This is a genomic window from Exiguobacterium sp. s28, assembly GCF_018618135.1.
GTDB classification, from domain to species: Bacteria; Bacillota; Bacilli; order Exiguobacteriales; family Exiguobacteriaceae; genus Exiguobacterium; species Exiguobacterium mexicanum_A.
In genome coordinates this window covers 65,142-90,180 of record NZ_JACSLL010000010.1, presented here as the reverse complement: position 1 = coordinate 90,180, position 25,039 = coordinate 65,142, and the positions used below count along the sequence as shown (strand labels likewise).

Below are 25,039 nucleotides of genomic sequence, written 5' to 3'. Positions count from 1 at the left end.
ACATCATGACTTTCGACCGATTGCTTTCGCTTCTATTATATGCATTGAGATTTTCCGCAAAAAAACCTTCCGCATGATACGGAAGGTTTGCACTCATTCAACGATTTCAGTCTTCTTTTTCTGACCGCACGACTGGCGTACGACCAAATAGTGCGGCACGATGACGCGTTTCCCGTAAGGTGGTGCGCTATCGCCGATCTGTTCAATCAAACAGTTCGTCGCCTCGAAACCAAGGCCGAAAATGTTGATTTCGACCGATGTGAGTGGCGGGTTCGAGTGTTCTGCGATGTAGACGTTGTTAAAACTGACGACGGCGACATCCTCAGGGATTCCGAGTCCCATCTCACTGAGCGTGCTGATGACACCGAGCGCCATCATATCGTCACTGACGACGACGGCTGTCGGTGGTTCCTCTAGTTGGAGCAACTCGCGCACGGCTTTGGCGCCGCCTTTCGTCATGAACTCGGCCCGGGCGATATAGTCTTCGCGAACCGGGATCCCTGCTTCCATGAGCGCCGTCGCATACCCGTTGCGCCGGTCTTGCGTGACCGCCAGTTTATCCGAGCCTCCGATGAAGGCGATACAGCGATGGCCGAGATTGTATAGATGTTTCGTCACTTCTCGTCCGGCCAAATAGTTGTCCGTGTCGACGTATGTGATTGATGAAGCATCCCCGAACGGCTTCCCGACGACGACGAACGGGAATTTCGTCTGACGTAAGTATTGAACGACTTTGTCGTCTTCTCGTGAATACAAGACGATGACCCCGTCGACGCGACGTCCTTGCACCATCTCGATGACACCGGACAATACTTCTTCTTCGGTGACACCAGTCGTCATATAGAGCGAGTAGCCGTTTTGATGGGCTTTCGTACTGATCCCACGCAACACTTCCGGGAAAAATGGGTTTTGTAGCGTCTTCGTCGCTGCGCTCGGCATGACGAGACCAATCGACTGCGTCGAGCGGTTGGCGAGGCTTCGCGCGTGAATGTTCGGATGGTACCCGAGTTCTTCCATCGAACTGCGTACACGCTCTTTTGTTTTTTGACTGATACGCGGACTGTTGGCGATGACGCGTGACACGGTCGACGGTGCGACATTGGCGTGTTTGGCGACATCTTTAATCGTGATTTGCATGATGCTCCCCCTTGCTTCCGTTAGTTCAAAGTTCCCTATCACAGGGTATCGTCAGCTCGCACTCTTGCGACGCTTCCACATGACCAATCCAGTCAAGAAAATCGGGATGGCGACGACGAGTAGACCAATCGTCCACATGTTCACTTCCGATTCTTCGACGATGTAGGCGTTTGCACTTTCTCCTGCGAGTTTGATGGTGAACGTGCCACGGCTGTCCGTGACAAGTTGTGAGAACAAGAGACCACGAAGCCGTGTATCTTCTCCGACCTCGCTTACCTCGAATTCAATCTCTCTGTCCTCGGCGTTCATATTGATGGCGTACAGTGCGACATCGTCGCCGTCACGACGTTCGAACACGGCCATGCCGTCTTTCGAAGCGATCATCCGTTGTTCGCCGGTCGCAAACACCGGGTAATCGGCCCGCATCCGGTTCATCGTCGCAACGTATTCATGGAGCTCTTCATTTCCAGGGAAATCGGTCATGACCCGGTTCGCGGGGTCAGCCCCGCCCTTTTGTGCATTCTCCGTGCCTTGGAAGACGATTGGCATCCCCGGTGACGCGTAAAGGGCGAACAATCCGAGGCGGAGCCTGCGTTCGGCCGACTCGGCACCACCTAGTTCCGCGACGTGCATGAAACGTTCGACGTCATGGTTATCGAGGAAGGTCGCCATTTGGTTCGGATCATTAAAGAACGTCTCGGCGTAACTTGCGGCCACGTCGATTTCGTCGACGTTCGCCGTCTTTTGCGTCATCGTCTTCGAGACGCGGTCATAAAACGTGAAATTGGTGATGCTGTTGAAGCCTAAGTCATCATACTCGGCGACATACTGCGGGTCCGGATCGAACACTTCGGCCAAGAGATAAAAATCTGGATCGACTTCACGGACCGCTTTGACGAAATCTTCCCAAAACGGTTTATCGACGTGGCGCACCGTATCGAGACGATAGCCGTCGATCCCGGTCTCTTCGATCCAATACGTGGCCGCCTCGAGCAAGTAGTCTTTCACTTCCGGGTCTTCGGTTTTAAAGTCGGGCAAATCGAACAGCCAGTGCGTCTCGACTTGTTCTTGATCGTTCCACAACACAATCGGTAGCTCGTCATGGAACCAGTCTGGTTTTTCTTCGACCCACGGATGGTTCGGCCCGACGTGGTTGACGACAAAGTCGAGGATGACTTTCATATCCCGCTTATGCGCCTCATCGACGAGTTCCTGCAAATCTTCTTTCGTCCCGAATTGGGGATCGATGTCATAAAAATCTTTAATCCAATAGCCATGGTAACCGCCCGGCATGTTTTCAAACACCGGCGTCAACCAGATGGACGTGAATCCGAGCGACTCGATGTAATCAAGTTTTTCAATCACGCCTCGGATATCGCCCCCATGAAAGGCTTTCGGGTCATTCTGATCGACCTGGTCATTGTTATCGGGATTCCCGTCAACGAACCGATCGACCATGATAAAGTACATGCGTTCCTGTTCCCACGATGCTGCTTCTTTCGCTCCGACGACTGTTGGAAACAAAAGAAGCGACAGAAGAACGAGCACGACGCCTCGCCTCATATCGCTTCCCCCTTAAGTGAGTATTATCCTTTCGTACCACCGGCAGTAAGACCCGAGACGAAGTAGCGTTGGAACATGAAGAACAAGAGAACGATTGGGAGGGCCGAAAGGACGGCGCCTGCCGCGAACAACGTGAAGTTGTTGTCGAACTGTCGAGAAATCATGTTGTAAAGACCAACCGCGAGCGTCTGTTTCTCTGGTGTCCGAAGGACGAGCGATGCCAAGATGAAGTCGTTGAACGGGCCCATGAAGTTGAAGAGGGCGATCGTTGCGACGATTGGCTTCGCGAGCGGCAAAATGATTTGCCAGAAGATACGAAGGTGACCGGCACCATCCATCCGAGCGGCTTCATCGAGCTCTTTCGGAATCGTATCGAAATAACCTTTTGCCAAGTACGTATTCATCGGAATCGCGCCACCGGCATACAGCAGAATGAGCGCTGTGTGCGTGTCGAGAAGACCGAGCATGTTGAGCAATACGTAGATGGCGATGATGGCGACGAATTGCGGCACCATTTGCAAGACGAGGAACAAGACGAGCGAGTTCTTCCGTCCCACGAAACGATAGCGCGAGAACACATAACCAGTGATCGTCACCAAGATGACAGCGAGCGCCATCGTAATGAAAGCGATTTTCAACGTGTTCACATACCATAAACTATAATCCGAAATCGTTAGATCAAACAAGTTTTTATAGTGAATGAACGTCGGATTTTCTGGAATGATTTTTGACGTGATGGTACGACCCGGGTTGAATGACGTCCCTACCACCCAAAGCATTGGATAGAGAATGATGATCGACGCAAGCGTCAAGATGACATAAGAGAACGCCAAATTGATTCGTTTTTGTTTTTTCATATCAGATCATATCCTCGTCTTTGAAAGATTTTGTCCGACGGAACTGGATGACGGCAAGTGTCATGATGAAGAATGACAAAATGAGCGTGATCGCAGCCGCAAGTCCGTATTGCGGGTTGGCTCCGAGAGACAATTTGTAAATCCATGAAATCAAGATATCGGTACCACCGGCAGTTTGTCCCGGTACAGCCGGTCCACCGCCGTTAAAGAGATAGATGATGTTGAAGTTGTTGAAGTTGAACGTGAACTGCGTGATGAGAATCGGTGCTGTTGCGAACAAGAGCATCGGTAACGTAATCAAGCGGAACTTGTCAAAGATGGTCGCACCGTCAATCGTCGCCGCTTCATATAAGTCGCCAGGGATCGATTGCAATACCCCAGTCATGAGCGTCATGATGAACGGGAAGCCGAGCCACCATTGAATCAAGATGAGCGCGCTGCGCGTCGCCGTCGGATCGGTCATCCAGTTGATCGGATCAAGTCCGAACGCTGGAAGGATCGTCGTGTTGAACACACCGAACGATTCGTTAAACATCGAACGGAAAATCAAGATTGTGATGAACGCTGGAACGGCCCATGACAAAATCAAAATCGAGCGGAACAAGCGGCGGAAGCGAAGGCCTTCTTGGTTCAAGAGGACCGCAAGGAAAATCCCGATCGCGATGACACCGACCGTCGAAGCGACCGTCCAGACGAGTGTCCAGCCGAGAACGCCGACGAATGTGTCGCGCCAAATGTCGATTTCAAAAATTCGTGTGAAGTTCTCAAACCCAATCCACTCGACAAGTTTTGCCGGTGGTGCGTTGTTGTAACGATAGTTCGTGAACGCGATCAAGAATGTGAAAATGAGTGGTAATACGACTGTGAAGACGAGCAAGATGAGCGACGGGATCAACATCAAGTATGGGAATCCATGGTCGCGCAAGTTGCGGAGTTGCACTTGGAACGTTGGGACGTTTAGGTGCTGATCACGAATGCGACCGACTCGGTAGGCGTCACGAATGTTCCAGATGTAGAACGCGATTCCGAAGAAAAGTAAGATTAATGCGACAATCCCTTCTACCATCAAGAAGATGGAGTGGTCGTTACGAGGTCCTGCCACTTCGCCAAGCGTGATCAATCCCCAAAGGCCACCACGGTCGCCAGGTCCTGCGCCCGCTCCTTTGAAAAAGAGATCGTAGTTTACTGCAAAATAAGACATGATAACGATAAAGAAAGCGATCGCTTTCGCTTTTTGATTGTTATAGAATTGACCGGCTCCCGGAATGATCGAAAGTAATGCGGCGTTCCGAGCATGATTGGTCGGTTTTTCCGGACGTTGTTCCGGCGTTTTAGGGTTCGCGATTGAAGCCATCCTCAATTTCTCCTTTCAATTTGAGCAAATCAATCGAGCAAGCGTTTGCTCAATTCTAGAAAATGAGGGGGAACGCCAGTCGACGTACCCCATCATTTCATATCCTTATTGGTTGTTTGCTTGGATTTGTTGCTCGATGACTTTAACAGCATCGTCAGCTGATTTTTTTGCATCTTGCTTGCCAGTTGCTACGAGCTGAAGCGCTTGTGCCATTGGCTCCCAAACTTGTCCCATTTCAGGAATGTTAGGCATTGGGATCGCGTTCGTTGCTTGATCGAATACCGCTTTCGCAACTTCGTTCGACGTGATTGTCTCGTTCGACTCGAGTGCTGCTACTGGTGGGATCTCGTTGTAAGCTTCAAACATCTTCAATGCGTTCTCTTCGTTCGTGAGTTCTGCGAGGAACATTTCAGCCCACTCTTGGTTTTCTGTGTAAGCCGAAAGTGCATATGTCTTCACGCCCATGAACGTCTTGATTGGCTCACCGTTTGGAAGTGTCGGCAATGCAGACGCTCCAAGGTTGATGCCGGCATCTGTGTAACCAGCTACGGCCCATGGTCCGTTCATGACTGTGTGTGCTTTCTTCTCAGTGAAGAGTTGGTCCATCGCTTGGCCGCCAGACTCGCCGATCAACCCTTTAGGGAAGAGGCCTTCTTGGTACCATTTGCCGATGTACTCGAAGCCTTCGACTGCGCCTTCGTTGTTCAAGCCGATGTCAGTTGGATCGAGCGCGCCGCCGTCTTCTTTGAAGACGTAACCGCCGAAGCCAGCCACGACACCGTGAGCGAAGTAGAAGTTATCCCAAAGACCGAGGAATCCGTACTCGCCTTTATCTTTAAGATCTGTAGACAACTTGTACAAGTCGTCCATTGAAGCAGGAGCTTCTGATACCAAATCCTTGTTGTACATGAGGACTGGCGTTTCAACTGATTTCGGGTAGCCGTAAGCTTGTCCGTCGAACATGACAGCCGATTTCGAAGCGTCTGTGAACGCGTCAAGTGCGCCTTCGTCAGTAAGTGGAGCCAAGTGACCTTGGTCAGCGATCGTTCCGATTTGGTCGTGCGGTACGAGAACGATATCAGGACCTTTACCAGCCGGGCCGTCAAGCGCCAACTTGTCCTTTTGATCCGTCATCTGGACTTCAACGACTTCAACTGCGACGCCGTGTTCTTCTTCAAACGCCTTCGCAACTTCTTTCGTCGTTTCCGACTTTTCAATATCTTCCCAAATTACGATTTTTTCTGGCTTGTTCTCGCTAGAAGAACCGCCTTCGTTAGTAGAACCATTGTCCGTACCGCCACCACATGCAGCAAGTGCACCGAAAGCGAATACTGCCGTTGAAAGTCCTGCTACCATTTTTTTCATCTTCATGATGAAAAACCTCCCCAAGGAAATAGTATGGTCAGATTTGCGCAATCGCACTGGCCTACTGATTTTAATCAACTCCGCTACAGAATCAGTAGGTTAGTGAAAACGTTTGCATCCTCACCTCAATTTTTATTATACAGTTGTGTAAGCGTTTTACAAGTCTTTTTTTTCGCTTTTTTTATTGTGGTTGTCCCATTTATCTCTTTTTGAATTATTTATGACCCTATTTCGCAAAAAATGACGAATCGGGCGATTGACAAAATGTAAACGCTTTATTACCCTTTGCTTGAGCAAACGTTTTCACAACTGTTGTTTCTTTTCTGAACAGACAGTGTAAAATGGTTATAACCCTTAATAGAGAAAGGAATTCAAACCCATGATCAAAGAAGCCATCTACCACCGCGCCATGTCCCCTTTCGTGTACAAGTATGACCGAGAAACGATACATATTCGCTTCCATACGAAAAGAAATGATATCCAATCTGTTGACTTAATTTGGAACGACCCGTACGACTGGCACTCGGAAGATCCGGCCATGTGGAATTTCGACCCGGACAAGCCGAGCTTTTGGCGTACGTTCGAGACGCCGATGGAAAAAATCGGCCATGATGATCAATACGACTATTGGTTCATCGCCATCAAACCGCCATTCCGCCGCCTCCGTTACGGCTTCCGGCTCCATGACGGCAATGAGACGGCCGTCTATACGGAAAAAGGTTGGTTCGAAGATAAACCGCTCGACGACACGGGCTACTATTTCTGCATCCCGTTCATCAACCCGGTCGACATCTTCCACGCCCCATCGTGGGTGAAGGACACAGTCTGGTATCAAATCTTCCCGGACCGGTTCGCGAACGGTGACCCTTCTAACGATCCCGAAGGCACGCTCCCATGGGATAGTACCGAACCGACGATCACGAACTTCTTCGGCGGCGACTTCCAAGGGATCATCGACCATATTGACCATATCGTCGATCTAGGGATCACCGGGATTTACTTCTGCCCGATCTTCAAAGCGACGACGAACCATAAATACGACACGCTCGATTATATGGAAATCGATCCGCAGTTCGGAACGAAAGAGCAGTTCAAACAACTCGTCGATCTTCTCCACGAGAACGGTATCAAAGTCATGCTCGACGCCGTCTTCAACCATGTCGGCTACAACCACCCTTGGTTCTTAGACGTCGTCGAAAAAGGACCACAGTCAGAGTACCGTGACTGGTTCTATCTTCGTGACTTCCCGATCGAGACGACGCCGAAGCCGAACTACGACACGTTCGCGTTCGAGAAGAACATGCCGAAGATCAATACGGAGCACCCGGCGTTGAAAGCTTATCTATTAGAAGTGGCCCGCTACTGGGTCGAAGAATTCGGCATCGACGGGTGGCGGTTAGACGTGGCTAACGAGGTTGATCACGCGTTCTGGCGCGATTTCCGTAAAACGGTCAAACAAGCGAATCCGGATGCGTACATCCTCGGTGAGATTTGGCACGATGCCCAGCCATGGCTTAAAGGTGACCAGTTCGATGCGGTCATGAACTATCCGTTTACGAACGCGAGCCTCAACTATTTCGCGCTCGACCGGACGTCTGCTTCCGAGTTTCGCAATGAGTTGACACGCGTCGAGATGATGAACACGACGAACGTGAACGAAGTGACGTTCAACTTGATCGATTCGCACGACACGCCGCGTGCCCTTACACGAGCGAAAGGGCATAAAGGAAAGTTCAAGTTGCTCATGACGTCGATGCTCACGTACACGGGCAGCCCATGTATCTATTACGGGGACGAGATCGGCCTCGAAGGTGAACAAGACCCGGGCTGCCGCCGTTGTATGCCGTGGGACGAAGCCGAAGAAGATCGCGAATTGTTCCGCTATGTGCAGAAATTGATTCGACTCCGCAAAGAGCATCCGGTGCTCGCGAACGGCGGCTCGTATCGTTTCAATCTCGTCGACGATGAGGATAACGCCCTCATCATCGAGCGTTGTACGAAAGATGAGACGTATTTGATATACTTCAATAACTCTGATTCCGTATCGAAACTTAACCCGCTCGGCCATACCGGAAGCGCTTACGACTTGCTGCGCGACCGGGATGTAGACTCGCTCGAAGTCGAGCTCGCACCGTACAGTGCCACGATTTTAAAAATGAAATAAATTCCGTTTTGCACCCGTTTCGGCGGGTGTTTTTTTTGTTGAAAATAATTTGCCAAATCCCTTTCTTTTTCATTTCAAAAGGAGTAACATGACCCTTGTGATTTTGACAACGTAAATATTTCATATAGAGAATTGTAGAAACAAGGGAGAATACAACATGCCGACAAAAGACACCGAACAGCTCAGTTTATTTAAAATTTCGTGGCCGATTTTCATCGAACTCGCACTCCATATGGGGACCGGGATTATCGCCACGCTCATGCTCGCCCATTACTCCGATGCTGCCGCTTCCGCGGTCGGCGTCGCCAACCAAATCTTGAACGTCTTCTTAATCGTCTTCAGCGTGACCTCGGTCGGTGCGACCATCTTGATCGGTCAAGCGATCGGCGCCAATCGGATGAAGAAGAGCCGTGACTTCGCCCGTTCCGCCGTCAGCTTGAACATGTGGCTCGGCGTGCTCATGGTCGCGGTCGTCTTCTTGTTCGGTGAGACGTTCCTCCGTTTGTTCGGCTTATCGGATGAGCTGTTCGACCATGGCCTGTTATTCTTGCAGATTGTCGGGTTGTCGCTGTTCACCGAAGCGCTCATCATGGCGCTCAGTTCCGTCCTCCGGAGCCACGGGATGACGAAGCACGCGATGCTCGCGACACTTCTCATCGATATCATCACAGCTGCCGGGGCGATGCTCGCCGTCATGGGCTGGTTCGGTCTCCCGGTCACGGGTGTCGCCGGCGTCGCATGGGCCATCGTCATCGCCCGTTTCTCGGCGATGGTGCTATTGTTCTGGATCGTCAAGAAGCGGCTCATGCTCCGCTTCCCGCTCAAGGAATTGATTCGTCCGAAACGCGACGACATTCGCGCCTTGCTCCAAATCGGCGTACCATCAGCCGGAGAGAACTTGTCATATCAGTTCTCGCAAATCATCATCACCGGTTTCATCGCCACGATGGGCGAGGCTTCCCTCGCCGCACGGGTATACGTCATGAACTTGTCGATGCTCGCCTTCTTGTTCACGGTCGCCGTCGCGCAAGGGACGCAATTATTGATTGCCCGTGACATCGGCGGGAAACGGTTTAAAGAAGCGTATACCCGCGCCGTTAAGACATTGAAGATTGCCATGTTCGCTTCACTCGTGGCGTCGCTCGGGCTCGCTGTCTTCGGCAAGTCGCTGCTGGGCTTGTTCACATCGAACCCGGATATCATCGCCGTCGGGGTGCCGATTTTATGGGCGACGCTCATCCTTGAGCCAGGTCGCGCCATGAACATCGTGTTGATGGGATCGCTCAAGTCGGTCGGCGACGTTCGCTTCCCGGTCATGATCGGGATCGCCTCGATGTGGGGCGTTGCCGTCGTCTTCAGTTATTTGTTCGGACTCCAAATGGGGCTCGGCGTCCTCGGCATTTGGCTCGCCTTCTCGCTCGACGAGTGGTTCCGCGGTTTCTTCGCCTTCCGTCGTTGGAAATACGGCACGTGGCAACAAAAAGGCTTCCAGTTCGAACCGAAGCCAACTTCATAATCAACCAAAAAGAAGCGGTCGCTGTGACCGCTTCTTTTTTCATCGATTTAGGAACGCCTGCATCGCCTGCCGATGAACGTCCGTCTGACCACATTTCCGTTGCCAGATGATCTCTTGCTCGAGACCGTCCTCGAACGAGTCGGCCCGGAACAACGCCTTCATGCCTTGCACCGCCGTCGGTGACTTGGCTGCGAGCGTCTCGGCATAGGCCGTCAACCGCTCCAAGTACGCCTCATCCTCGACGAGCTCGGTGACGAGACCGAACGTTTCGGCCTGTTCGGCATCAATCGTGCTGCCGCTCCACATCCAAGCGAGCGCGAGATCGGGCCGCATCAAGCGTCGTAAATGGTACGGTCCCCCGGCATCGGCGACGAGGCCGATTTTGATGAAGGCGGAACTGAACTTCGTCGACCGGGCGACGAGACGGACGTCCGCCGCGAGCGCCAGACTGAGACCCGCCCCCGCGACGACCCCGTGAATGCCGGCAATGATTGGTTTCGGACAGTCGGCAAGCGCCCGCACGAGCGGATGGTACACCTCTTCCAAATACACCCCATAGTCGGCGTCACTCTCAATCGTCAAGTCCTGTCCCGATGAGAAGGCACGCCCTTGCCCGACGAGCACGATGACGTGGACGGCCTCATCCGCCACGAGCTGCTCCATCGCTTCCCTCGCCTCGCGAAGCAACGTCTCATTTAATGCGTTCAATTTTTCCGGCCGGTCCCATTTCAGCCAGCCGACCCCGTTCCGCTGTTCCAGTTGAATCGTTTCCATCCCATTTCCCCCTTCACTAAAATGAATCACTATTCATTTCTATGTCGTTCATTCTGTTTCCTTCTTGTCATAGAAACTTTCCGAGTTCGATTGCCCGACGCTACCACTATTTGCTATTCTTAAAAGAGTCGTTCAACGAAAGGGTGGGGCTGATGCAACTGACGAATGCCGCAAGACAATTGAAACAACGGAACATCCCGTTCACGTACCACTCCTACGAAGTGGACGCGTCCGACGTCTCCGCCAAACATGTCGCCGCGTCACTCGGTAAACCGCTCGACCAGCTCTATAAAACGATTTGTCTCGAGAATGAGCAACGGCGCTACGCCTTCTTCCTCATCTCAGGAGATTTAGATATCGATTTGAAAGCGGCCGCGAAAGCCTGGGGCGCCAAAAAAGCCTCCCCTGTCCCGATGAAGGAGCTCGAAACGCTGACCGGCTACATCCGCGGCGGTGTCTCGCCAATCGGGGCGAAAAAACGGTTTCCTGTCTTCTTGCATGATAGTGCCAGACAAAAAGATACGATCATCATCTCGGCCGGCAAGCGCGGCTACCAACTCGAACTCACACCGACCGACCTGCTCCGGTTCACGGACGGTCACTGGTTCACTCAATGACAAAGAAAGATGGAGGCAATACCTATGTGGAAAGAACGAATCCGCTCATGGATTCCTAACTCGTTTACGTTCGGCAACTTGTTCTGCGGCGTCTTGGCGATCGTTTATGCGGCGCGCGGTGACTTCTCGAACGCGACGCTGCTCATCATCATCGCCATGATGCTCGACAGTTTGGATGGACGGCTGGCCCGTATGCTCGGCGTGGCCGGTGACTTTGGAAAAGAACTCGACTCGCTCGCCGATGTCGTCACGTTCGGGGTCGCCCCGGCGCTTCTCGCCTACTATACGTTTTTCATCGATTACGGCAACTACGGTCTCTTCTTCGCCGCCTTGTTCCCGTTGTTCGGTGCTTACCGCTTGGCCCGCTTCAACTTGTCGGCGACGAACGTCACGGCCAGTTACTTCTCGGGCGTCCCGATTACCGCGGCCGGTGGCTTGCTCGCCGTCGTGACGACGTTCGGGGACCAGATCAACGAGTTGCTCACTCCGATTTTCTTCACGGGTCTCGCTCTGCTCATGGTCAGCCGTGTCCGCATCCCGAGCTTTAAAGACGTGCCGCTCCCGCGCCACTCGTTCATCATCACGGTCAGCCTCATCTACTTGACGTACATGATTTTTGCCCGGTGGAAAGAATGGCCATCGTTCTGGTTCATCGCCGTCACGTTCTATGTCTTATTCATCGCTTTCTCGTTCGTCAAAAAACGAAAGCGGATGGCGAATTGACGGGTCCCTCTCGAGGGACTCTTTTTTTTGCATGCATTTATTAGACGCAAGCCGCAAACCTCTCTAGAATGAGAATAGAGGTGATGAAATGAAAGTGTATCCATGGATTTGGAAATGGTTTTTGGTTTGGTATGTCGTCGGGGTCGTCCTCGTCGGCTTTGATTTGTTGCCGAGTTGGCTCGAATGGGCGAACCCGGTCTTCTTATGGCTCGCCGGTCTCATCGGCGGTTGGGTGATTGCGGACGGCGTCCGCCACGCCCGCCTGATCGTCCCGTTCATCTTCTTCGGTTCAATCGCTGTCGAGACGCTCGGTGTCAAAACCGGGTTCCCGTTCAGTGAGTACATCTACGCGGAGGCGTTTGGTCCGACCGTGTTCGGTGTACCGGTCACGATCGGGGCGGCTTGGCTCGCCGTCATCGGCTCGAGTTTTGCCGTCGCCCGCTTGTTCTCGTTCAAGAACCGGACGCTCTGGCTCGTCCCGTTCCTCGCCGTTTGGCTCGATATGGCGATTGACCCGGTCGCAGCGAACGTGAAAGGCTACTGGGAATGGGCCAATGACGGTCTGTATTATGATATCCCGACGCAGAATTTCGTCGGTTGGTTCGGACTGTCACTCATTTTCTCTTGGTTGCTCGACCGGTTTGAAGTCGAAGCCGAGCCGATGTTACTCGGACACGGACGTTATTTGTTCGTCATGCTGCACGCCCTGTTCGGTGTCACGGCCGTCAACGCCGGTCTTTACGGCATCGGCGTACTCAGCGTTGTCACAGCCGCAGGCCTCATCTTGATAGAACGGAGGAGCCGACATGATCGAAGCGAGCAAAAAGAAATGGTTCAATAATCTGTTCTCGACGTTCGTCAAAGAACGTCAAATCCGTCCGTTTTTCCATACGATCCACGTCCGGGCCGATGACGTGCCGACACCAGGATTGTTTTTGAGCACACATAGCTCGTGGTGGGACGGGATGATTTTGCTCATGTTGAATGAATACTATTTGCGTCATGACGTTCACGTCTTGATGGATGAGGACGGGTTGCGCCGCTTCCCGTTCTTCCGTCACTTGGGCGCGTTCTCCATCAAAAAAGGCAAACTGTCGGATGTGCGCGCCTCGCTCGACTACGCCAATCGGCTCTTACTTGCAGGCAAGTCCGTCTGGGTGTTCCCACAAGGACGCGAGTATCCACAAGAGCATCGTCCGCTCGAGATTGGATCAGGTGTGACGATGCTGCTCCACCAGCCGGAAGTCCGGCTATGTGCCATCTATTATACGTTCGCGTCGCACGCCGCTCCGCTCGTCTATGTGCGCTTCCGCAACCATACGGTCGTCTCTAAGACGCGACGTGACCAAAAACAAGAGCTCGCCGAAGCACTCGAACGCCTATATGACGATACGCGCGACGACGTAATCAAGCAGTCCGACCGCTATATCGCCTTGTTCCCGCCGAAGCGCAGTTTGGCAGATTGGACGGAGCACTTGCTCCAAATCGGAAGAGGCCGCTGATGGTGATTTTGTCGCTCACATTTTTGATGCTACTGTTCACGTTGGTCAACTTGCTATTCCTCCGTCCGCTCACCGCACCCATCCCAGCTCCTCCGACCGCGGTGTGCATCCCACTGCGGAACGAGGAACGGAACGTGCCAAAACTGATCACGAGTTTGAAGGCCGCCTTGACGGATGAAAGCCACGTCTATTTATACGAGGACCGGTCCGAGGATGCTACATACGAGGCACTCGTCCGGGAAATCGCGGACGATGCCCGCTTCACCATTTTCCGTGGTGTGCCGCTCCCGGAAGGTTGGGCCGGCAAAGTCCACGCGTGTCACCAGCTGGCGACCCGGACGACCGAACCGTACGTGTTGTTCCTCGATGCCGACGTGACGATCGACCCGACGTTCATCGGGCGACTGCACGGCACACTCGCCCGTGAAGGGGCGGTCTTCTTGTCAGGTTTTCCTCGTTTCCCGACACCAACGTGGCTCGGGAAACTGTTGATTCCGATGCAACACGTCTTGATCGCCCAACATTTGCCGTTGTTTTGGCGAAAGGTGCGTCATCCCGCCTTCGCCGCCGCCAACGGAATGAACGTGCTCGTCGAACGGAAAAGTTATGACGACGTCGGTGGACACGCCTCGATCCACAATTCATTGATCGATGATATCGATCTGTGCCGTGAGTTCAAGCGACGCAAAAAAGTCACGTCGCTCGTCAACGTCTCGCCTTACATCACATGTGACATGTATGCGACGAACGAAGAAGTGTGGAACGGGTTTTCAAAGAACGTATTCAAGGGAATGAATGAAGCAGTGGGCATCGCCCTTTATTTCTTCTTATACTACGGCACCCAGCTGTCTGCTTTCATCGCACTCCTCGTCCGCATGGACTGGATCTCGTTCTTGGCGTGCGTGTTCGTCTTGCTCGCTCGACTGGCGATCGACGTCAAATCGGGAGGACGCCACTTTTGGCTCCATCCGTTCAGCCTCATCGCCTACTTGTTGCTCCTCGCGAGCGCGGTCGTGCGCAAATGGCGACGAAAGCCGATTTCATGGAAAGGCCGGACGTATCAATAATCTCGCTAGGAGGCACAACATGAAACATATCGCTATTATCGGGGCCGGGCTCGGCGGCTTGAGCGCCGCCGTCACCTTGGCCGCCCGCGGTTACGACGTGACCGTCATTGAAAAGAATGAACATGTCGGCGGAAAACTCATGCCGATCATCACCGATGGACACCGGTTCGACTTCGGGCCGAATACGATTACGATGCCGGACGTGTTCCGCTCCGTCATTCGCAACAGCGGGGCCAACCCGGATGACTATTTTGAGCTCGTCAAACTTGAGTCGCACACGGTCAATCATTTCTCTGACGGTTCGACGTTCACGTTTCATTCAGACCGCGAGAAAATGGAAGCCGAGGTACGCCGTCTGACCGGCGATAAGGCCGACAAGAATCAATTGACCGACTACTTAGACGAGGCGGAGAAGTTGTTTGAAATCGCCAATAACCGGTTCTTCACACGGATGGATTCAAAAATCGATACCGGCCTTTGGGCTGACATGATGAAAGTACATCCGCTCAAGAGCCTTCATGCGCTCCATAAGAAGTATTTTAAAGACCCGCGCATCATCCAGGCGCTCGACCGCTATGCGACGTATATCGGCAGCAGTCCGTACGTCACACCCGGCACGTTCGCGCTCATCTCGCACCTGGAGCTGAATGATGGCGTCTATTTCGCCAAAGGTGGGAACTGGACGATTGCGAAAGGCTTCGCCAAACGGGCGAGCGAGCTTGGCGTCGAGTTCCGGCTCGGTCATGAAGTCACAAAAATTGAAGTGACGAACGGAAAAGCGCACGCGGTCGTCATCGACCATGAAGAAGTCATGTCTTGTGACGCCGTCTTATTGAACGGAGAACTGCTCACGCAGTATCCGCGACTCGTCGATGCTTCTGACCGTCCGTCGTTCCCGGTACCGACGCGTGACACGATTGAACCATCGGTGTCCGCTTTCGTCATCATGGTCGGCTTGAACAAGCGGTTGAACTTGGCGCATCATAACGTCTACTTCTCAGACGACTACGAAGCGGAATTCCGGGCGCTGTTCGACGAGGAACGGTATGCGGACGAACCGACGATTTACATCTCGAACTCGGCCCATACGGACCCTTCGATGGGAGAAGCTGGCGACAACTTGTTCATCCTCGTCAATGCGCCGGCCCATATGACCGACATCGATGCCGAGACGTATGAACATTTGATTCGCCGACGCCTCCGGAAATTCGGCGTTGAATGGGAAGATCGCGATGTCGTCTTCCATCGCCGTGTCACCCCGCTCGACTTGACGCGTGATTTTTACGCATATTACGGGGCACTCTATGGGACATCGGCCAACTCGAAAAAAGGAGCGTTTTTCCGACCTTCCGCTCGCTCGGAAGATGTGTCCAACATTTGGTTCGCGGGCGGCTCGACCCATCCTGGCGGCGGCAGCCCGATGGTGACGCTTTCAGGACAATTTGCGGCCCGGTCGATGTTAGAGGACATACCTCTGACAATTTGAACATTTTGTGAACAGAAGATTCGACACTTGTCGACACGGGATAGACGTGATAACATCATATTCGAGTTCAAGCAGTTTTGTAACGTTTGTTACACCTGTAGCGATCGAATGGCTTCCCCGAGCCTATCGCGTTTTGAACTTGTCACACCCGAGAAAAAAGTGATGAGCGAGTTTCCCCACTCGTATCCCGCGGCTGGAACAGCATGCATTATGATGTTCCCCCTTAGTCCATCAAGCATCCTGCTTCAGCGAAGATGCCCCATCGTTTCATTCCCCATGAGACGAGGCACATCTTTAGGGTACATCACGTCCGATTCGTTCGTTTCCCCGATGAACGAATCACACAACGCTTACACCACTTTTGGTCCCCCGCCAAAAGTGGTTTTTTTGTGCACAAAAAAGGCAGCCGTTTTGCGACGGCTGCCTGATTTTATAACTTGGCCAACAGTTTCCCTTTTTGAATCGTCGAGACAAACGCCCGTTTCGTGAAGACGTCGTGCCCATTCTGCCGGGCCGCGTCCAAGATGCCTTCATAGAGCAATCCCGCCGCGCTGACCGGCTTTCGGCTCGTCGCAGGATATAAGTGATGGGTCTCTCGGGCCCGGACGTATAGGTGTTCGGCCCGGCGCGCCATCGTCTCCCAGACGTCGATGAACGCCGGGGTCACTTGGCGCGCGAACAAATCGGCTTCCGCGACACCGAACTCGGCGAGCAACGATTGTGGGACATAAATCCGATCTCGGTCGAGGTCTTCCCCGACGTCACGCAAAATATTCGTCAACTGCATCGCGATGCCTAAGTCGATCGCACCTTGTTTCAACTGGTGCCGTCCCGTCGCATCCACGTCCGGCGCGAGGATCGGCAACAGCATCAAACCGACGGTGCTGGCCGCATAGTAACTATATTGCTCCGTCTCCTCGAGCGTCGCGTAGCGCGTTTTATGTAAGTCCCACTTCATGCCTTCAGCCAATTCAAAGAACGGTTCGACGTCCATGTCGTACCGTCCCCAAACGTCACGCAACGCCACCCAGAGCGCATCGGTCAGATGTTCACCGGCCAAGAAACGATCGAACTCGGCCAAAAAGTCCGTCAAGCTCTCTTCAGGACGGTCGGATTCATCGACCGCGTCATCGAGCGTCCGACAAAACGCATAGACCGCGGCCACGGCCTGACGGTCTGGTTTGGAGAGCAAAGAAAAGGCCCGATAAAACGTGAGCGAGCCTTTTTTCATTACGTCTTCACAGTGACGATACGCTTCTTGTGTCGTCATGGTACAATGCCCCCATTTCTTCTTCCATTCTCTTCACTAACAGCTGCGAGCCGATCATGACGATCGGGACGCCTCCGCACGGATGCACCGATGCTCCGACGGCGTAAAGTCGGTCGATGTGCGCGTACGGGCGAGCCTGTGGTTTGAACGCGGCCGATTGGGCCAATTTCGGGGCGATGCCGAAGCTCCCGCCTTCAAATAACCCAAATCGTTCCGCATCCATCGGCGTCCGAACTTTCATCTCAATGACACGATCCCTGAAGTCGGGGACCATCTGTTCAATCCGACCAATCAAATGCTCGATCGCACCGCTCGTTTCAAAGTCCTCACGCTCCAATTTACGTGGGACCGGCACGAGGACATAGAGAACGCTCGTCCCGTCCGGTGCCAGCGTGTCGTCCATCAAAGACGGATTGAACGTATACATCGCCGGATACTTGCTTAGTTTACCATCTTCGAAGATGGTCCGCATCGACCCGGCAAAATCATTCGGCAAGTCGAATTGGTGGATCGGTAAATCGATGTCCCCGGTCACGGTGAAGTAAAGCAGGAGCGTCCCGCTCGACGGTTCGTATGATTTCGGCTTAACGCCATCAATCAACCGTTCCATGAGGGGGAAATCACCGTTGACGACGACCGCATCATACGGATGAACGACACCATCCACGATGACCGCGTTCGCTCGGCTTTGTTCCACCTGCACCCGTTCGACGTTCGCGTTCAACTCGAACTTGACGCCGCGTCGTCTCAACTCTTGTTCTACTTTCGTCGCAAGTGAGAAATATCCTCCCTTGACGTACCAGATTCCTTCTTCTTGTTCGCGGTACGGGATCAAACCATAGAGGGATGGGGTATCATATGGGTTCCCACCAATATAGAGCGTTTGGAGGCTGTAGGCGACGCGCAGACGCTCGTCTTTAAAGAAGCGTTTCATGTTCTCGTGTGCCGTCTCATACGCCTTCAAGCGCATGAGGAGCATCAATAGTTTCGGTTCGAACAAATCGGTCTTGCCTTTATAGCCCCGGTCTAAGAATGCATCGAACCCGAGGCGGTACTCTTCTCGTTTTTGAGTCATATACTTTCTAAAGCCGTCGCCCTCGTTGAACAGACGGTCAATTTCGGCCGCCTGACGTTCGATGTCACGGTATTTGTAGAACGTCGTGCCATCCTCGTAACGGAGGCGATAAAGCGGGTCGACCTCGATCAACTCGAGCTCTCGCTCCGGGAAACCGGCCTCGAGGAGCTGACTTTTCAATTTTCCGGGCAATAAGACGATGGTCGGCCCTTCATCGACGCGGGCACCGTTCTCGAACTCGACATAATTGAGCCGGCCGCCGACACGAGCTTCTTTTTCATAGACGGTCACGTCTAGCGACGGATATTTGTGGGTCAGGAGCAAGGCCGCGTAAAGCGACCCAATGCCGGCACCGACGAAACTGATGTTCATTGGCCGACACCTGCCCGGTCACGCAATAGGTTGGCGGTGATGCGCGCCGATTCAAAAATCGTCGGCAGTCCGCTGCCTGGATGTGTCCCACCGCCGACGAGCCAGACGTGGTCGAGCTCCTCGAACTGGTTATGGGGACGGAAATACATCATCTGTGACAAGTTATGTCCTAAGTTGAACGTCGCCCCTTCATAGACACCGAACGCTTCCCAATCGTTTGGCGTGAGCGGCTGCATCACCTCGATATGGTTCCGGATATCACGATACGGCGAACGAGTCTCGAGTGCATCGAGGACGCGCTCGGTCATCGTCGTCTCGAGCGTCTCCCACGGTAAATTCGACAGGTTGTTCGGCACCGGGACGAGCACATAAAGCGAGGATTTCCCTGACGGTGCGAGTGTCGGGTCAATGTTTGACGCATTCTGCACGTAGAAGGAGAAATCTTCGCTCAGCTTCAAGTCTTGCGTCATCTCTTTCACATTACGCTCGTAGTCGTCGGCGAAATGAATCGAGTGATGGGCGACGTCGTCATAGACACGATCGAGTCCAAGATAAAGCATGAACGTCGAACACGAGTAGCGTTTCTTCTTCAGCTGTTTTGGACTCCAACGTGTGAGTGCGTCGCTTGGGACGAGTGTCGTCATCGCATGGGCGAAGTCCGCACCGACAATCACTTCGTCAAAGGCATAGTGGACATTGTTCGCTACGAGTCCGTTGACGCGTTTCCCGTCGAGCAAGAGCCGGTCGACGCCTTCTTTGAGACGAATCTCCCCACCCTCTTCTTCGATGACACGGGCCATCGCTGTGCAGAGTTGATTCACGCCGCCGATCGGATGATGGACGCCGTAAGCATGTTCCATATACGACAAGATTGAGAAGCCACCCGGGCAATCCCACGCCGACATGCCGAGGTATTTCGCTTGGAACGTGAACGCGTACTTCAGCTCTTCGCTCGTGAAATATTCTGACAAGACATCGTATAACGACTTGCCGATCGATAAGAACGGGAGCGCCTTCAAGACGCGCGTCGCCACGTAATCGGTCAATTTGTCATGTGCCGTCTGGAGCACCGGCATCAGTTTCGACAGCTTGATGGCTTGTTCGGCCATGAAGCGTTCGTACCCTTCCCCGTTGCCTGGGAACTGCTCTTCAATCGCCTGATGCATTTGATCGCGATCGGTCGTCATCGATAGGACCCGATTTCCTTTATCGAAATAAAGATCATACATCGGCTCGAGTCGTTTCATCTCGACATAGTCGTGTAAATCTCGACCTGTCTCTTCGAAAATCTCTTCTAAAATGTATGGCATATTTAAAAAAGTCGGGCCACGATCGAACGCGAATTCTCCGACTTGCAGACGCGACGTCCGTCCACCGACGAACGCCTGCTTCTCAAACACTGTTACTTTCACACCACGACTTGCGAGCAGCATAGCGGCCGCAAGTCCTCCTGGTCCGGCACCGATTACGGCGACTCTTTTTTCCGACACGTTGAACAACTCCCTATGTGAAAAGTCTCTTATGCTTCTATCCCATTATAGAAATGACTGGAGACAAGTTCAAATCTGAATCGGCTCGTCGTGTGTCCGCGATGTGTCAATTGTCGCGTTTCGCGATGACAATGTACCATGACCCTTCTGGGATGAACGGGATGAAACGGACGTTGTCGAAACCGACCTTGTGCATTTGACGACGTAACTCACGAATCGTTGGGAGCGGATAGAGGTTATCATGCAACGTCATGAACGCATTGAACGCTGAGGCAAATCGAGCACCGAGCGGCGTCTCGGCGAGAGGCGTGACGAGGACCGCGACACCTGCTTCGTCTAAGTTTTCGAGCATCCGTCCGAGCAGTTCGATTCGTTGTTCCGGGGAGAAATAATACAACATATTATTCATCATGACGGCATCAAATCGTTCGTCGTGATCCCACTCCATAAAATCGGCTACTTCATAGCGAATCTCACCGGACTCATCTTGTTCCCGCGCCTCTGCGATCACGTCTTCCTCGAGATCGATGCCGGTCAACTGCCAATCGGGTTCGAGTCCGTGCAGTTTGCGTAAGTAACCCCCGTGGCCGCACCCGATATCGAGCATCGTCTTGACGTCGGCTTGCCGCAACAGCTGCTGCACGACCGGGAACGCGACCGTCTCGACGAGCGTCGACGTCTGTGCGACGACCTGGCCATGTGTCGCCCCATCGAACGTTTTCTGTTTGCCCGACTCTAAAAAGTCAGGATATGCGATGAGTGCCGGAATATGAAGTTCCATCATCTCTTGGAGCATAAAGCCGATGCTGCGCTCATCTTCGTGCGACAACTGATATTTCAAACTACGGGTCGGGAAATAGCGCCAACCTTTCTTCTTCAAATGGCGCACGGCGACCCCGACGTCGAGCCAACGCTCGAGCGCGAGTTTCGTCAACGGTTGCTTCAAGCGAAGCGTCATCTCCGCAAAGCTCGCCCCGCCTTGGAGCGCATCGAACAACCCATATTTATAGCCGATATATCCGTGCCAGAGCGGCAGGAACGATTCGGTTTGTTTCATCCATCTGCGTGCGTGCAAGACGCGTGACCATTCATTCATCTGTTGTTCCATCGTTTCACCTCATCATCGTTATCACTGATTTTTTTATTTTCCCCTAATAATTTACGGACAAACAAAAAAATCCCACTCCGATGTGCGAAGTGGGAATCAAACTTAAATGAAGTTGCTGAAGAACGACTGTCCATACGGCAACGCATAGCCGATGAAGATTGTCACAAGCGCGAGAATCGCAAAACCGCCGAACATCGTGCCCGCAGGTTTGTTCTTCTTCACACGGATGAGCGTCATCTCACCAAAGATGAGTGTCAAGAGTCCGACCGTGATCTTCACGTGGTAGAACATGCCGCCTTCGAGTAATTGAAGATACAAATAAAGTCCCGTGCCGAACGCGACGAGCAACATGAGTCGAAACGCCATGTGGGCGATCTTCCCGCTCTTGTTGGCATTTTTGTAGCCGATATAGGCGACAGCGAACAAGACGAGTAACAAGACCCAGCTCGTGACGTGCGTGTGTAGGAATGCAATCAATGGCATTCTAAGTCCCCCTTTCCATTATGTACAACCTCTATTGTACACGAGTCGCTCTGATTGCGGTCAAGCAGGCCACTGAAAAATCTGATTGCCTATCAAAAAGACGCCTGATCGAGGAATGATCAGGCGCCTTGTCGTATTTCATTTATTAAGCTGTCGTTGACTCTTGTTCGCGAACCGCGTATTCGAAGCTCGGAATCACGACCGTGAACGTCGACCCTTGATGTTGGACCGACTCGACATGAATCTGTCCGGCGTGACCGCGCACGATCTCTTGACAGATCGGAAGACCGAGTCCGGTTCCGCCGATTTCTCGGCTGTCGGAATTATCGACCCGATAGAACTTGTCGAAGAGACGGTCGAGCGCGTCGCTCGGAATACCGATACCTTGGTCCTTCACTTTAATCGACACCGATTGATCGTGGTGGGCCAATTCGACGGTGATTTTTCCGCCGCGCGGTGAATACTTCACGGCGTTCGAGAGCAAGTTGCTCATCAACTGCTTGAACTTTTGACAGTCGGCGAACAGTTCATACGGACGGTCATCGGCCGTGATGAGTTCAAACTTATGCTTCAGCGAAGAAGCCTCATAGAACGTCATCATGTCGCGGATGACCGGCTCGATATCGAGCTGTTCGCGGTCGTACATCTGACTGCCGGCTTCCATCCGTTGCACGTCGAGGAAATCGTTGACGAGATGCGTCAGGCGCTCCGTCTCGGCGTGAATCGTCTGCAAGTACTTCGCTTGCTTCTCGTTCGGCAACTGCTTCTTGACCATGAGTTCGGTGAACCCGTAGATCGACGAGAGCGGTGTCCGCAACTCGTGGGAGATCGTCGAGATGAATTCGCTCTTCAAGCGTTCCGCCTCGGTCTCGCTCGTGATGTCACGGAAGACGAGCAACGTCCCTTTCGACAACCCGCCGACGACGATGCGTTCCGCATACATCTGCAAGTTCATCTCGCCTTTACGGATCGAGAAGCTGACGCTGTCATGCGGGAAGTCGTCGGTGAAGAGGCGATCGGTATACTTCAAGAAATCATCTTCTTGGTCGACTGTCGTCGAAATCGTCTCTCGCCATTCGTTCCACGACAGTTCCGCGAGTTCTCTCGACGTGATGTCGTCAAGCTCAGGGAACATCTCATAGAGCGGACGGTTGACGAAGACGTCATCGGTCGAATGTTCGACGTAAATGACCGCCTCGCGAATTGAATCGAGGATCCGTTCCGTCTTCCCTTTCTCACGGGTCATCTCTTCAAACAGACGCATCCGGAGAAGCGAGAGCGACAACTGACGAGCGAACGACATGATGTCACCCATCTGTGTCTGCGTAAAGCGATCTTTATAGCGGACGAGATAGATGAACGCGATGATCGAGTCATCTGTCGGGTCATGGACCGGTACAGCCGTCTCATACATATAGTATGGGTACGGGAGCGGGTGGTCGCTTGCGACTTGTTTCGACGAATGGACTGTCGTCCGAAGCGTCATCGCCCGCGTCAAGACTGAGTTCTCGCTGTCGAGCAACTGACGCGTGAGCGTCTCGTTCAATCCGTGGCTTGTGATTGAGAACGAGCCTGTCGCATCGACAAATACGAGGGCGCCGACTTCGGAGTCGGTGATGGCGACCAGTTTCTCGATAATCTCTGGGTAAGCCGTCAACGAATCGCGGGCCGCGAGCGTCTCGGTCAACTCGTTGCGGTAAGCCAAGTGTTGCTCGTTCTGTTGTGTCTGCTCCAAGATTTCTTCGAGTTCTTGCTGTTGCGCTTGAAGTTCTTCTTGTTGCGCAATCAACTCTTCTTGTTGCGCCTGTAATTCGTGGTTCTTTTCAATCAAGTGACGTTCATTGTCACGAAGCGTCTCGGCCATCTTGTTGAACGATCGTGACATGATCCCGATTTCGTCTTCACGTTCCATCTGATCACTCAAATCGACGATCTCGCCTTTCAACAACCGGTCAGATGCGACCGAGAGACGTGAAATCAAACGCGTTTGACGGCGCAAGAATGGTTGGATGAACAACAAGATCAATGCCGCGAACGACAAGATGCTCGCGATCCACAAGAATTGAAGAATATCATTATTCAATTTCCAAGCGTCGTACACTTTTTGTTTCTCGCTATTCATCAACTCTTTATAATCGGATAAGGCCGTTTCAATCTGTTCAATCGGGCCGAGCGTGTCGATGCCGCGTTCCGGGCTATAGGGAACGACGCCTTGTTCAATCAAACGTTCGGCAGTCGGCAATGCCAATACCGTCTCCGGATCAATCGTATCTTCGGTAATTTCACCTTCGGCGCGCAATTGTCCGTATTCTGTCGTCACCGGAAGGATGACGCCAAAATAGAAGTCGTGGAATTCTTGCAAGTCGTCTGCGAAAATTTCACCTTGCTTCGTTTGGACGACGCTCTTGAACCAGTTGATTTCTTGCTGGAACTCGTTCTCTTTCGACTGAGCCCGTTCAAGCGACTCGGTGTCTCCGAACAAGAGATAACCGCGCGAATCATACTGGACGCCTTGCCACTCATCCCACAGCGTGTTCAACCGCTCAATCCGTTCATCAACGTCTTCAAGCCGTTGTTCGTTTTCAGCAACTCGCTCTTGCATGTACGTGTACATGATCATCGATCCGACCAGCGCGAGCGCGAGGAAGGAATAGAGAACGACCATAAGGTCGCGACCGAGTTTTTGTTTAAACCATCTGTTCAATTCACGATTCCTCCTATAATCTTCACCAACTCAAGTGGACTGAACGGCTTAGATATAAAGTAGTCGACGCCAATCTCGTTCGCGCAATCACGATCAGATTGTTGGCTCTTCGCCGTGAGCATCATCACTTTTGTATGTTGACGTCCCGGTAGTTTCCGAACTTTCTCGATGACCTCAAGACCGGTCATGCCTGGCATCATATGGTCGACAATCACGAGGTCATACTCGTTCTGTTCGATTAGCCGGTAGGCTTCAAGGCCGTCTGGCGCTTCATCAATGTCATATCCTTCATCTTCTAATGTATCTAAAACAAGCATCCGTAATACTTCTTCATCTTCTGCTAGTAAAATTTTTACCATGACGATTCCTCCATTTTTTATCCCATTCCATTATTTTAACGGATTCAGTTCGT

21 protein-coding genes are annotated in these 25,039 nt (G+C 52.6%); 8 read left to right on the top strand and 13 right to left on the bottom strand.

Features of this window, described 5'->3' with window-relative positions; genetic code table 11:
• Window positions 1-93: 93 nt before the first annotated feature.
• From KNP78_RS11200 to KNP78_RS11180, 5 genes are all read right to left on the bottom strand, one after another.
• Window positions 94-1,137: a LacI family DNA-binding transcriptional regulator gene (locus KNP78_RS11200; RefSeq protein WP_034776611.1), complete on the bottom strand. Its 1,044-nt coding sequence runs from the start codon at window positions 1,135-1,137 to the stop codon at window positions 94-96.
• A gap of 51 nt (window positions 1,138-1,188) precedes the next feature.
• Window positions 1,189-2,700: an alpha-amylase family glycosyl hydrolase gene (locus KNP78_RS11195; protein WP_034776609.1), complete on the bottom strand. Its 1,512-nt coding sequence runs from the start codon at window positions 2,698-2,700 to the stop codon at window positions 1,189-1,191.
• A gap of 23 nt (window positions 2,701-2,723) precedes the next feature.
• Window positions 2,724-3,557, bottom strand: coding sequence for a sugar ABC transporter permease (locus KNP78_RS11190; RefSeq protein WP_034776607.1), 834 nt, complete (start codon window positions 3,555-3,557; stop codon window positions 2,724-2,726).
• Window position 3,558: 1 nt separating this feature from the next.
• Complete coding sequence (locus tag KNP78_RS11185) at window positions 3,559-4,911, bottom strand: carbohydrate ABC transporter permease (protein WP_052090084.1); 1,353 nt, start codon at window positions 4,909-4,911, stop codon at window positions 3,559-3,561.
• Between the two features lie 105 nt (window positions 4,912-5,016).
• Window positions 5,017-6,282: an extracellular solute-binding protein gene (locus tag KNP78_RS11180; RefSeq protein WP_034776603.1), complete on the bottom strand. Its 1,266-nt coding sequence runs from the start codon at window positions 6,280-6,282 to the stop codon at window positions 5,017-5,019.
• Between the two features lie 373 nt (window positions 6,283-6,655).
• Here KNP78_RS11180 and KNP78_RS11175 point away from each other — a divergent pair, with 373 nt between their 5' ends.
• The gene (locus KNP78_RS11175) at window positions 6,656-8,440 is read left to right on the top strand and encodes a glycoside hydrolase family 13 protein (RefSeq protein ID WP_214824263.1); all 1,785 of its coding nucleotides are present in this window, start codon (window positions 6,656-6,658) and stop codon (window positions 8,438-8,440) included.
• A 157-nt stretch (window positions 8,441-8,597) separates the two neighbouring features.
• Entirely contained in the window at window positions 8,598-9,956 is a 1,359-nt protein-coding gene (locus tag KNP78_RS11170; protein WP_034776600.1) for an MATE family efflux transporter, read from the top strand.
• 39 nt (window positions 9,957-9,995) lie between these two features.
• On the opposite strand, the gene KNP78_RS11165 is transcribed toward KNP78_RS11170, so the two are convergent.
• Window positions 9,996-10,730 carry an enoyl-CoA hydratase/isomerase family protein gene (locus KNP78_RS11165; RefSeq protein ID WP_138859858.1) on the bottom strand — a complete coding sequence of 245 codons (735 nt, stop codon included), beginning with the start codon at window positions 10,728-10,730 and terminating at the stop codon, window positions 9,996-9,998.
• Window positions 10,731-10,882: 152 nt separating this feature from the next.
• Here KNP78_RS11165 and ybaK point away from each other — a divergent pair, with 152 nt between their 5' ends.
• The 6 genes from ybaK to KNP78_RS11135 all read left to right on the top strand — a co-directional run bounded on the left by ybaK (window position 10,883) and on the right by KNP78_RS11135 (window position 16,125).
• Complete coding sequence (ybaK, locus tag KNP78_RS11160; protein ID WP_034776595.1) at window positions 10,883-11,347, top strand: Cys-tRNA(Pro) deacylase; 465 nt, start codon at window positions 10,883-10,885, stop codon at window positions 11,345-11,347.
• 24 nt (window positions 11,348-11,371) lie between these two features.
• On the top strand, window positions 11,372-12,070 hold the full coding sequence (pssA, locus tag KNP78_RS11155; protein ID WP_021066674.1) for a CDP-diacylglycerol--serine O-phosphatidyltransferase: 699 nt from the start codon (window positions 11,372-11,374) through the stop codon (window positions 12,068-12,070).
• A gap of 88 nt (window positions 12,071-12,158) precedes the next feature.
• A complete protein-coding gene (locus KNP78_RS11150; RefSeq protein WP_034776593.1) occupies window positions 12,159-12,911 on the top strand; it encodes a carotenoid biosynthesis protein in 753 nt (250 codons plus the stop codon).
• Window positions 12,877-13,572 carry a lysophospholipid acyltransferase family protein gene (locus KNP78_RS11145; protein ID WP_214752399.1) on the top strand — a complete coding sequence of 232 codons (696 nt, stop codon included), beginning with the start codon at window positions 12,877-12,879 and terminating at the stop codon, window positions 13,570-13,572. Before KNP78_RS11150 ends, KNP78_RS11145 begins: the two co-directional genes overlap by 35 nt.
• On the top strand, window positions 13,572-14,639 hold the full coding sequence (locus tag KNP78_RS11140; protein WP_138859860.1) for a glycosyltransferase family 2 protein: 1,068 nt from the start codon (window positions 13,572-13,574) through the stop codon (window positions 14,637-14,639). The genes KNP78_RS11145 and KNP78_RS11140 overlap by 1 nt, the downstream gene beginning before the upstream one ends.
• A gap of 19 nt (window positions 14,640-14,658) precedes the next feature.
• Window positions 14,659-16,125, top strand: coding sequence for a phytoene desaturase family protein (locus KNP78_RS11135; RefSeq protein WP_034776586.1), 1,467 nt, complete (start codon window positions 14,659-14,661; stop codon window positions 16,123-16,125).
• A gap of 430 nt (window positions 16,126-16,555) precedes the next feature.
• Here the strand turns inward: KNP78_RS11135 and KNP78_RS11130 are convergent, their stop codons facing one another.
• The 7 genes from KNP78_RS11130 to KNP78_RS11100 form a co-directional block, all read right to left on the bottom strand.
• Window positions 16,556-17,395, bottom strand: coding sequence for a phytoene/squalene synthase family protein (locus KNP78_RS11130; protein WP_034776584.1), 840 nt, complete (start codon window positions 17,393-17,395; stop codon window positions 16,556-16,558).
• Complete coding sequence (locus KNP78_RS11125) at window positions 17,364-18,842, bottom strand: phytoene desaturase family protein (protein WP_214752397.1); 1,479 nt, start codon at window positions 18,840-18,842, stop codon at window positions 17,364-17,366. The genes KNP78_RS11130 and KNP78_RS11125 overlap by 32 nt, the downstream gene beginning before the upstream one ends.
• On the bottom strand, window positions 18,839-20,365 hold the full coding sequence (locus KNP78_RS11120; RefSeq protein ID WP_214824299.1) for a phytoene desaturase family protein: 1,527 nt from the start codon (window positions 20,363-20,365) through the stop codon (window positions 18,839-18,841). Before KNP78_RS11120 ends, KNP78_RS11125 begins: the two co-directional genes overlap by 4 nt.
• Before the next feature lie 73 nt (window positions 20,366-20,438).
• Complete coding sequence (locus KNP78_RS11115) at window positions 20,439-21,440, bottom strand: class I SAM-dependent methyltransferase (protein WP_034776575.1); 1,002 nt, start codon at window positions 21,438-21,440, stop codon at window positions 20,439-20,441.
• 102 nt (window positions 21,441-21,542) lie between these two features.
• A complete protein-coding gene (locus KNP78_RS11110; protein ID WP_034776573.1) occupies window positions 21,543-21,923 on the bottom strand; it encodes a YisL family protein in 381 nt (126 codons plus the stop codon).
• 145 nt (window positions 21,924-22,068) lie between these two features.
• Window positions 22,069-24,627, bottom strand: coding sequence for a sensor histidine kinase (locus tag KNP78_RS11105; RefSeq protein WP_214824261.1), 2,559 nt, complete (start codon window positions 24,625-24,627; stop codon window positions 22,069-22,071).
• Window positions 24,624-24,986, bottom strand: coding sequence for a response regulator (locus KNP78_RS11100; protein WP_021066686.1), 363 nt, complete (start codon window positions 24,984-24,986; stop codon window positions 24,624-24,626). Before KNP78_RS11100 ends, KNP78_RS11105 begins: the two co-directional genes overlap by 4 nt.
• Window positions 24,987-25,039 lie beyond the last annotated feature (53 nt).